3 protein-coding genes and 2 pseudogenes are annotated in these 6,409 nt (G+C 74.2%); 2 read left to right on the top strand and 3 right to left on the bottom strand.

Annotation, left to right across the window (positions count from 1 at the left end; genetic code table 11):
- Positions 1-514, bottom strand: a 514-nt coding sequence (locus ACSNOD_RS26985; RefSeq protein WP_436769674.1) for an alkaline phosphatase D family protein, incomplete at its 3' end; no start/stop codon positions are given.
- Positions 515-795: 281 nt separating this feature from the next.
- Here ACSNOD_RS26985 and ACSNOD_RS26980 point away from each other — a divergent pair.
- Both ACSNOD_RS26980 and sigM read left to right on the top strand, forming a co-directional pair.
- On the top strand, positions 796-2,412 hold the full coding sequence (locus ACSNOD_RS26980) for a hypothetical protein (RefSeq protein ID WP_436769673.1): 1,617 nt from the start codon (positions 796-798) through the stop codon (positions 2,410-2,412).
- 41 nt (positions 2,413-2,453) lie between these two features.
- Positions 2,454-2,975 (top strand): annotated as a pseudogene (gene sigM / locus ACSNOD_RS26975) (RNA polymerase sigma factor SigM); the annotation flags it as partial.
- On the opposite strand, the pseudogene ACSNOD_RS26970 reads toward sigM, so the two are convergent.
- Both ACSNOD_RS26970 and murJ read right to left on the bottom strand, forming a co-directional pair.
- Positions 2,954-4,006, bottom strand: a pseudogene (locus ACSNOD_RS26970) (protein kinase family protein); the annotation flags it as partial. The pseudogenes sigM and ACSNOD_RS26970 sit on opposite strands and share 22 nt — an antisense overlap.
- Positions 4,007-4,115: 109 nt before the next feature.
- Complete coding sequence (gene murJ / locus ACSNOD_RS26965; RefSeq protein ID WP_436769675.1) at positions 4,116-6,230, bottom strand: murein biosynthesis integral membrane protein MurJ; 2,115 nt, start codon at positions 6,228-6,230, stop codon at positions 4,116-4,118.
- Between the last annotated feature and the right edge of the window lie 179 nt (positions 6,231-6,409).

The following is a 6,409-nucleotide window of genomic DNA, read 5'->3' as shown; positions in this document are numbered from 1 at the left end:
CTGTTGAAGTGGGCGGGCAGCGGCTGGCCGGGGTACTGGCGGGCGCGGTGCGGGTGCGGCCGGTGGGGCTGATCCAGTCCCCGGCGCGGAAGCGGTAGTAGTGGACGCGGTCGCTCTCCAGGCCGGTCGCCTCGATGTGCAGGGTGTGGTCGAACTCCGGGTGCGCGGTGGCGGTTCCGGTGGCCGCGACCCGGCGGAATCTGTCGTCGTGCGCGATCTCCCAGCGCGTGGTGATCGGGTTGGGGGGCAGTCCGCCGCCCGGCTCGTACGGTTTCGGGGCGAGCCGGGTCCACAGCACGACGGAGTGCGGCCCGGGGTCGCCGGAGGCCACGCCGAGCGTGAACGGGTTGTCCGTGATGGCCCTGCGGCCGTCGATCTCGGCGGCCCCCGCGGAGCCGGGCAGATTGACGGCGAAGGCGAGCGCGGCGGCGGCGCCGGTGACGGTGAGGAAGCGGCGGCGGCCGAGGTGCGCGGCGGCGGCGCGGAGTTCCTGCTGGTGCGTTGCGAGGTCCATCTGCCTCTCCCCTGCACGTGTGGTGACGGACATTGCAGTGTCGGGGGACGGCCGGGAATTGTCGCGTTCACTACAACCACATGTCGTTCCGATGAGCGTCCGGCCCGGATGGGGCCTTTGCCGCGAATGCGTCGGCGACGTCAACCTCGTACGGTCCGCAACGGTCACGCCGGCGACCGCGCCGTGCCGCCGACGCGCATGAATCTGATCATTTGAATTGATCATTCGACCGAGTGGTCCGATGCCGCCCCAACTCCGGTAGCAGCGCGTTAAGTTGCCGCATGCGCTTCAGGCACAACCCGCCGGGACCGTGCGCGTCAGCCGCGCCCGACGACCCCGCGGCAGCACCCGAACCCGTCCTCGATCCGCTCCGGGCCGCCCCGCTGGGCGGCGGCCCCTACGACGACGTCCTGTCCTGGCCGTCCGCCGGCTCCGGGTCCGACGCCGGCTCCGGTACGGGCACCGGCACCGGCCCCCGTACGGGCACCGCCCAGGCCGTGGCGCCTCCTCCGGCCACCGGGGCTCCGGCAACTGCGGGGTCTCCGGGATCTCCGGGAACCGCGGGCTCCGACGAGGTCGCCACCACCCTCGCCACGCCCGTGGTCGCCGCCCCCGCCGGCTCCGGGCCCGCCGTCGGCTCGGGGCCCGTCTTCGTCGACGTCAGCGGCCGGCGCGCCCGGCACGTCCGCCGCGCCAGCTGGGCCGTCGGCACCGCCTGCGCCCTCTACACCACCGGCCTCGTGCTCAGCCTGGCCGGTGCCACGCCCTTCGCGCCGCGGACGCTGCTGCCCCTGCCCGGCGTGCCCAGCTCCTCCTCCGGGCACGACGCGGACGCGGCCGCCGCTGACACGATGGCGGACCCCGGGAGCGTCGACGGGGCCTACCCCGGCGGCGTCGGCGAGGCCGGGACCGCCTCGCCCGCCCGGTTCGTCGGTGACGCGCTGGCCCATCTGGCCCCGGTGGCGGCCGTGTCCGACGCCCCGTCGGCCGCCGCCTCCCCGGCCGGCGCGACGCCGGCGGGGGCCGTGCCGGGCGGGGCCGCCGTCCTCGGGCCGATCGCCGGGCCCGTCCTCGGCGGCGGGGCGTTCCCCGGCCCGGTGCCGGGGCCGGTCACCGGGCCCGTGACGGGACCCGTCGCGGGCAGCCCGGGGGGTGGCGGCGCCGGCCCCGTGGACGTACCGTCGCACCCCGCGCCCGAGCCGCCCCGGGACAGCACGGCGCCCGAACCGCCGGCGCCCCCGCCGCCCCCGCTCCAGACGCGCACCGGGCGCGCCCTGAAGTGGACGGTCTCCGCCCTGCTCATCGCCGCGCTGGGGCTGGGCAGCTGGCAGCTCGCCGACGCCCTGCTCAAGAAGGACAACCGGCAGGACAACCCCGGCACCTCGCAGCCCAAGGGCGGCGACCTCGAGAACAAGGACCAGCCCGCCAAGCCGCTGGCCATCCGCAACGCCGTCGAGTACTACCCCGACGGCAACCCCCAGCACACCGACCAGGTGGAGCTCACCTACGACGGCAAGCCGGACACCGCGTGGGTCACCAAGGGCTTCAACGAGGGGCCCGACCTCAACCCCGCCTTCAAACAGGGCGTGGGGATCGTCTACGACCTCGGCGAGAAGACCAAGGTGTCCGCGGCCTCCATAGCGCTGCGCTACGGCGGCCCGCACACCACCGTCACCCTCTACGCGACGGACCGCCTGTCCTCGTCGGACCAGCTGGGCTCCATGAAGAAGCTGGCCGCCACCACCACCTCGGACACCCGGGCCGACCTCGCGGTCAAGGAGCCCGTGGCGACCCGGTACGTCCTGGTGTGGCTCACCGCGATGCCCTACACCCCCGGCGGGGAGTACGGCAGAGCGGGATACCGGCAGGCCATCACCGACGTCTCATTCACCGGCTGACAACCTTCGAAAAGCGGCCGGGCACGGGGAGGGGGCCGACGGTGGACGACGCCGAGCGCGGCGCGGCGGGCGACGAGGACCTCCTCGCCCGCCATGTCGAGGGGGACCCGGACGCCTTCGCGGAGATCGTGCGGCGCCACCGCGACCGGTTGTGGGCGGTGGCCCTGCGCACCCTGGGGGACCGGGAGGAGGCGGCGGACGCCGTCCAGGACGCCCTGGTCTCCGCCTACCGGGCGGCGCACACCTTCCGGGGCCAGTCCGCGGTCACGACCTGGCTGCACCGGATCACCGTGAACGCCTGTCTCGACCGGGCCCGCAAGGCGGCCTCCCGGCGGACCTCCCCGGTCGCCGAGACCGAGCGGCTGGAGCAGCTCCTCGAACCCCATGAGTCGGCCGCCGCCCCCGCCGAGCGCGGCGACCTCCACCGCGAGCTGCTCCGGGCGCTCCACACGCTCCCAGCCGAGCAGCGGGCCGCCCTCGTCCTGGTCGACATGCAGGGGTACCCCGTGGCCGAGGCCGCCCGCATCCTCGACGTTCCGGCCGGCTGCCGGTACGCGCCCTGCTGGTAGGTGGTGCGCTGGAAGGTGGGGGTGGCGAAGGACGGCTCCGGCGGGCGGATGCGCGGCAGCGCGGACACCGCCTTGGCCAGCTCGTCGGGCGTGGCGCAGGGCTGGTCGTGGCGCGGGGCGGCGCCGCCGGCGGCCAGGGCGCGCATGGCGATCTCGGCGAGCCCGCGGTGCACCCCGGCCCGCACCTGGTCCGGGGGGAGCAGCCCGACGTCCTTGGGCAGCCCGGACAGGCCGTAGGCGTCGCCCTCGTAGGGCCAGCGGTGGGTCAGCGCCGCGTACAGCAGGGCGCCGATGGCCTCGGTGTCGGTGCGCTGGGGGTGGTCGGAGCCGATGCCGCGCAGCGCCGCCATGACGGCGAGCCCGCGGATGCGGTACTGGCCCGACTCGGTGCGCAGGACGGAGCCCGGGGTGAGCCGGAGGTGGGACAGGCCCTCGCGGTGCGCGGAGGCCATGGCCTGGGAGACCTGGCTGACGAGTTGGTAGGCGTCGTAGGGCTCGAAGGGGCCGGAGGCGAGGAGCGTGGTGAGTTCGGTCGCGTCGGGGAGCCACTCGTGGACGACGTAGACCAGTTCGTTCTCCTCGACCGCGTCGAGGACCTGGACGAACCGGGGGTCGCCGAGCAGTGCGGCGGAGCGCGCCGCGGCGAGCACCGGGCGGGAGCGGGGGTGGTCCGCGGGCAGCACATGGATGCCCACGGCGCGGCGCAGCTTCTCGTCCACCGCGCGCCAACTGCTGAATCCCTCCAGACGAGTGACGCACTCCTCCAGCCGGTAGCGCTTGGCGAGCTTGTGGCCGCTGTGCAGTTCGGGGGGTGCCGCGTCGGCCATGGCGCTCCGGCTTCCGGTCGCTCCGAGGGAATCCGTGGGGGCGGCGGGGGTCGGGTCGGGAGGCGCGGTGTCACCGCCCGCGCCGGTTGTCTGTTGGGACTCCGCCCCGTCGGCCGTGGCTTTCTCCGCCTGGGCGGTCAGCGGCTTGTCGCCGCCGCTGTCGGCCACGTCGACGGCAGCCGTGCTCCGTTCCGCCACCGTCGTTCCTGCCTCCCCATCCGTTGCACGCTCTCGCACCACAGCAAAGACAATTGTGCCCACAGTCCGACGCTATGCACGACACGCGACGGCGGGCGAAGGTTGTGCTTCAGCGGCCGAGCCGCCCGCGGACCATGCCCACCATCGCGGTCAGCTCCTCGACGCGCATGCGCTTGGCGGCCAGGTAGAAGACGCCGAGCAGCACGATCGCGCCGCCGAAGAGGGCCGCGAGGGAGCCGAGCGTGCCATAGCCCAGCGCCTGGTTGACACCGTAGGCGGCGGCGCCGGCGGCGATCGCGGCGGGGATGCTGGCGCCCGCCAGGCGGGCGTAGGTGCGCAGTACGTGGGAGCCGTCCAGGTCGCCGCCCAGGCGCTTGCTGAGGCGCCGCCAGGCGACGCCGACGCCGATGGCGTAGGCGAGGCCGTAGCAGGCGGCCATGCCCAGCACGGCCCGGTGGGCGGGCAGCAGCAGGAAGCAGGCGGCGGCCGTGGCGGCGTTGACGGCCGCGACGATCACCGTGTTGTAGAAGGGGGTGCGGGTGTCCTCGAAGGCGTAGAAGCCGCGGAGCACCACGTACTGCACCGAGAACGGGATGAGCCCCAGGCCGAACGCCATCAGCATGTAGCCCATGGACTGGGCCTGGTCGAGGCCCGAAGCGCCGTAGATCAGGGTGCACATGGGCACGCCGAGGGCCAGGAAGCCGAAGGAGATCGGGACGATCGCCACCGCGGAGTTGCGCAGGCCCTGCGAGATGTCGTCGCGCACCGCGCCGTGGTCGCCGTCGCTGGCCGCGCGGGAGATCCGGGGCAGCAGGGCGGCCATCACCGAGACGGTGATGATGGCCTGCGGCATGTTCCAGATCAATTGGGCGTTCATATAGGCGGCGATGCCCGTGCCCGGGTGGCCGTGGTGCTCGGCGGTCAGTCCCGCCGAGGTGGCCAGCTGGGTCACGACGATGACGCCGGCCTGGTTGGCGAAGACGAACAGTACGGTCCACCGGGCGAGTTTGGCGGCCTTGCCCAGGCCGTGGCCGCGCCAGTCGAAGCGGGGGCGGACCTTGAAGCCGGCCTCGCGCAGATACGGGATCATCGCCAGCGCCTGCACCACCAGGCCCAGCAGGGTGCCCACGCCGAGCAGGCGCACGCCCTCGTCGGGGATGGTGGCGACGCCCATGTCGTTGCTGCCGGCGGTGCCGTAGACCCACAGGAACAGGGCGAACGTCGTGATGACGACGATGTTGTTGAGGACCGGGGTCCACATCATCGCGCCGAAGCGACCGCGCGCGTTGAGGATCTGACCCATCACCACGTGGATGCCCATGAAGAAGATGGTGGGCAGGCAGTACCGCACGAAGGTGACGGTGACCTCGTTGGCCGCCGGGTTGCTCGCGATGGGCGCGGACACCATGCGGACCAGCAGGGGGGCCGCGAAGGTCGCCGCGAGCACCAGGGCGCCGAGGATGACGGCCACCAGGGTCAGCAGGCGGTTGGCGTACGCCTCTCCGCCGTCGTCGTCCTCCTTCATGGCCCGCACCAGCTGCGGCACGAACACGGAGTTCAGGCCGCCGCCGACGGTCAGGAAGAAGATCATGTTCGGCAGGAGGGTGGCGACGTTGTACGAGTCGCCCAGGGTCGCCACGCCCAGCGCGGCGACGATCAGCGCCGACTTGGCGAAGCCGGTGAGCCGGGACACCATCGTGCCGGCCGCCATCAGCGCGCTGGACTTCAGCAGTCCTGCGGCGCGGCCACCGGAGGACGCGGCCGGCTGCGGCTCGGCCGGCGGTTCGGAGGCGGCCGGGAAGGGCTCGGGCACGGGCGCGGGTACGGGATCGGGCACGCCGGGCCCCGGCACGCCACTGCCGGGCCCCTGGGCGCCGTTGCCGGGCCCGGGGACGCGCTGCTGCGGGCCGGGCCAGGGGGCGGCCGCGTCGCGGTCGTACGGCTGCTGGGGCCGCTCGTGCCGCTGATGCTGCTGTCCGTAGTCGTAACGGGGCTGCTGTGGCTGTTGTGCGTGCTGCGGCTGCTGCGGTTCCCGCGCGTGCCGGGGCTGGTGTGGCTGCGGAGGCTGCTGTGACTGCTGCGGGTGCTGCGGGTGCTGCGGGTGCGCCTGCGGCGGGTACGGCGAGGAGTACGGCGCCCGGGGGGCCTCGTACGGCGCCTGAGGGCCCTCGGAGCGGCCGTACGCGGGCTGCTGCGGGTCGTACGGGCGCTGGTCCCGCAGCAGGTGCGCGAACGCGTCGGGACGCTGTGCCGTCCGGTCCTCGGAGGCGTGGCTCACCAGGTCGTCCACGCCGACGAACTGGGTGGTGGCCGGGTCGTCGCCGTACGGGAGCCGCCTGGAGGGGCCCTCCGGCTCGGGCGCGGGGGTGGGGGCCCACAGCCGCGAGTCGGGAGCGTTGGGAC

The organism is Streptomyces sp. URMC 123 (genome assembly GCF_051386515.1).
GTDB lineage: Bacteria > Actinomycetota > Actinomycetes > Streptomycetales > Streptomycetaceae > Streptomyces.
The sequence above is the reverse complement of the archived record's forward strand: the minus strand, read 5'-3'. Positions and strand labels throughout refer to the sequence as shown.